5 protein-coding genes are annotated in these 3453 nt (G+C 28.7%); all 5 read left to right on the forward strand.

Annotated features, from left to right (window positions below):
• Positions 1 to 51 precede the first annotated feature (51 nt).
• Positions 52 to 948 carry an acetyl-CoA hydrolase/transferase C-terminal domain-containing protein gene (locus tag Q0V24_RS16960; protein ID WP_297523339.1) on the forward strand — a complete coding sequence of 299 codons (897 nt, stop codon included), beginning with the start codon at positions 52 to 54 and terminating at the stop codon, positions 946 to 948.
• A gap of 14 nt (positions 949 to 962) precedes the next feature.
• Positions 963 to 1778 carry an alpha/beta hydrolase gene (locus tag Q0V24_RS16965; protein ID WP_297523341.1) on the forward strand — a complete coding sequence of 272 codons (816 nt, stop codon included), beginning with the start codon at positions 963 to 965 and terminating at the stop codon, positions 1776 to 1778.
• 57 nt (positions 1779 to 1835) lie between these two features.
• Positions 1836 to 2402: a TetR/AcrR family transcriptional regulator gene (locus tag Q0V24_RS16970; RefSeq protein ID WP_297523343.1), complete on the forward strand. Its 567-nt coding sequence runs from the start codon at positions 1836 to 1838 to the stop codon at positions 2400 to 2402.
• Positions 2403 to 2529: 127 nt separating this feature from the next.
• Entirely contained in the window at positions 2530 to 2946 is a 417-nt protein-coding gene (locus Q0V24_RS16975; RefSeq protein ID WP_297523346.1) for a MaoC family dehydratase, read from the forward strand.
• A 120-nt stretch (positions 2947 to 3066) separates the two neighbouring features.
• The coding region (locus Q0V24_RS16980; RefSeq protein ID WP_297523345.1) for a phosphate acyltransferase at positions 3067 to 3453 on the forward strand (387 nt) is incomplete at its 3' end.

Genomic DNA, 3453 nt, shown 5'->3' on the forward strand with positions numbered 1-3453 from the left:
GCGCGAGAGTGACTGGAGTTCAGACGTGTGCTCTTTCCGATCTAAAAGAGAATGATTGAATCAGCAGATTTAGTGATTTTAGAGATAAATCCGAATATGCCAAGAACTTTTGGTGATGTAGAAATGCATGTATCAGAAATTGATTATATGGTAGAGGTAGATTATGAAATTTCGGAACTTTTAGATTCACCCTCAAATGAAAAAGATTTAATAATTGGTAAATTAATAGCAGGGAAAATTAATGATGGAGATTGTATTCAACTTGGAATTGGTGGAATTCCAAATGCTGTTACAGTATCTTTATTAGACAAAAAAGATTTAGGTATACACACAGAAATGTTTACTAATGGAATGATGAATTTAATAAAAGCTGGAGTTGTAACAGGTAAAAGTAAGAATTTTAATAAAGGTAAACATGTAGCAGCTTTTGCACTTGGTTCAAAGGAATTATATGAATTTTTAGATGATAACACTTCAGTTATGATAATGGATGGACACTGGACTAATGACCCATATATTATAGGTGAAAATGATAATCAGGTTTCTATAAATACGACTATAGAAATAGATTTATTTGGTCAATGTGCATCAGAATCTATAGGATATGTTCAGTTTAGTGGAACAGGGGGACAAGCAGATACCGCAATAGGAGCACAAAGGTCTAAAAATGGTAGGTCATTCATAGCATTATATTCTACAGCAATGGTTAAAAATAAATTTACAGATCAAAGAGAGAGAATATCAAAAATTGTTCCTTTCTTAAAGCAAGGAGCAGCGGTAAGTCTTTCAAGAAATGATGTTGACTATGTTGTTACAGAGTATGGGATAGCTAGTTTAAGAGGAACGAGTATAAGAGAAAGAACAGAAAAATTAATAAAAATAGCACATCCGGATTTTAGAGATGAACTTTACAAAAAAGCATTAGAGATGGAATTAATAGATAGTTAAAGGGAGAGAATTATATGTCATATTTAAAGTTTAATGATAAAAATATATATTATGAAGTTAAAGGTGAGGGAGAACCTCTTATAATTCTTAATGGAATTATGATGTCGCATATGAGCTGGGTTATGTTTTTACCAACGCTTATTAAGAATAATAAAGTTATATTGCTTGATTTTATAGACCAAGGAAAATCAGATAGAATGGAAGAGCTATATAGTCAAGAGTTTCAAGTTGATATAGTAAAAGCTGTAATAGATGAATTGAAAATTGATAAAGTAAATATTTTAGGTGTTTCATATGGTGGGGAAATTGCAATTCAATTTGCGTTAAAGTATAAGGAGAATATAAATAAACTACTATTATTTAATACTACGGCTTATACAAATCCATGGCTTACAGATATAGGGCAAGGTTGGATAAATGTTGCAAAAACAAAAGATCCACAGGCTTTTTATAATGTAAGTATTCCAATTATATATTCACCAGAATTTTATAGTAAAAATATAGAGTGGATGAATAGCAGAAAAGACTTTTTATATAAAATATTTAATGATGATTTCTTTAAGGCTATTATTAGATTAACAGAGAGTGCACAGGGGTATGATGTTAGAGATACAATAAAAAATACAACTGCTAATACTTTAGTTGTGAGTGGAGAGTTAGATTTTATAACACCTATGGCGGAGCAAAGATTTATAAGTAGTGAGATTAAGAATTCAAAATATATAAGAATAGAGCATTGTGGACATGCATCTATGTATGAGAAACCAAATGAGTTTATAAGTATTGTCAAAGGGTTTTTATCGCTTGAAGAAGAAATAAAAATAGTATAAACTTATATTAGAAAAAAATGGAATTAATATATTGATATAGATGATAGGAGATTAATAATGAATGAAACAGGGGAAAAAATAATGAAAGTTGCTCTAAAGTTATTTTCAGAGCAAGGCTACTATTCAACTACAACTAAGCAGATTGCAAAAAAAGCAGGTGTTAATGAATTAACAGTGTTTAGACATTTTAAAAATAAGGCTAATTTATTTCAAGTTACAACAGAGTGTTATGTTTTAGAATCTCATATTGATGCTATTTTAGATGGAACTAATGAACTTTGTTTTGAAGAGGCTATGATAATTATAACAAAAAGAATATATGATTTATTTGTATTGAATATAAAACTTTATAAGGTTCAATTAAAATTATCAGATAATGAAAAAGATTTTATAAAGCTAAAATTATCAAGGGAGTTAAATATTATTTTACAAGGCTATTTTAAAAAGCAGATTGAAAAGAATCAAATAGTAGGTGATATAGAAATTATGGCAGTAACATTACTGAATAGTCTACTTGGGATGTTTACTGTAGATATATTAACTAATAATACTTTTACTAATATTCCAATGGAAAAAGTAGTAGAAGAACATACAAAACAATTTATTACTGCATATAAGAAGTAAAAGTAAAAATATAAAATTAATAACTATACTTTAGTGTGGTGTTAATTTTTTTTGAGAAAGAATGTAAGCAAGCACTTACAATTTATTTGTGCAGAACAAATATTAAAAAATTTAAGGAGGTATTATGATGAAAGGAAAAACAATTAATGAGATTAATATAGGGGATGAAGCTAGTTATAGCAGAACAATTACAGAAACAGATGTAGTATTATTTGGAGGTGTAAGTGGGGATTTAAATCCAGCCCATTTTAATGAAGAGTATTGTAAAGATACAATGTTTAAAAGTAGAATTGCTCATGGTATGTTATCAGCAGGATATATTTCTACAGTATTAGGAATGTATCTTCCAGGACCAGGGACAATTTATTTATCACAAGAGGTTAAGTTTACTGCACCAGTGAGATTCGGAGATACTATAACAGCAATAGCAAAAGTTATTGAAAAGATAGAAGATAAAAATAGAATAGTTCTTGAAACTATTTGTATGAATCAAGATGGAAAAGTAGTTGTAAAAGGTAAGGCAATAGTAATGCCACCAAAATAAATGGGATTTTAGATTTAGGAAATAAGATAGTAGTATAAATAAAAATATAATGTAGTGCCATTTATTTCCATATGATAGAATATAGATATAATTATAAAGAAGTTTTATGGAGGGTTATATATGAAACTAATGCAAAAGTTATATGATATAGCTAAAAAGGATAGAAAAAGAATAGTTTTACCAGAAGGGGAAGAGGAAAGGACTATAAAAGCAGCAGCAAGGATAGATGCTGAAAAGTTAGCTTATCCAATACTAATAGGGAATGAAGAGATAATTTTAAGGCATGCAAAAAATTTAGGTGTAGATATAACTAATATTGAAATTGTAGACCCAGATAGTTCAAAGGATATGGATTATTATAAAGAAAGATTTTATAATTTAAGAAAAAATAAAGGTATTACACGTGAAAAAGTAGAAGCGATTGTTAGAGATCCATTATATTTTGGGACAATGATGCTAGAATCAGGATATGCTGATGGTATGGTATCAGGTGCAATTCATACAACA

The organism is uncultured Clostridium sp. (genome assembly GCF_947039605.1).
In the GTDB taxonomy this organism is placed as follows: Bacteria; Bacillota; Clostridia; order Clostridiales; family Clostridiaceae; genus Sarcina.